The organism is Veillonella parvula (assembly GCF_024461875.1).
Taxonomy (GTDB): Bacteria; Bacillota; Negativicutes; order Veillonellales; family Veillonellaceae; genus Veillonella; species Veillonella parvula_I.
In genome coordinates, this window is sequence record NZ_JANGAL010000066.1 from 1 (window position 1) to 257 (window position 257).

At 40.1% G+C, this 257-nt stretch carries 1 pseudogene; it reads right to left on the minus strand.

Features of this window, described 5'->3' with window-relative positions:
• Positions 1-257 (minus strand): annotated as a pseudogene (locus NE668_RS09880) (glutamine-hydrolyzing GMP synthase); the annotation flags it as partial.

Sequence of the window (257 nt, forward strand, 5' to 3'; positions counted from 1 at the left end):
CTTAATAACCGCAGACTCGCCTCCAAGACCGCTTTCTACTACATCCGGATAGATTGTTCCTTGCACAAGAAAATCAACTGCACCTATCTTCTTTGCTTCTTCTTCAAATACACGTATAAATTCTTCACCGATAATTTTACGTTTTTCTTCCGGCTCTTCCACACCTTTTAATTTTGCATAAAATCTTTCCTGAGCATTGACACGAATAAAATTGAGGTCATACGGTCCTTCCGGTCCGAAAACGGCTTCAACTTCAT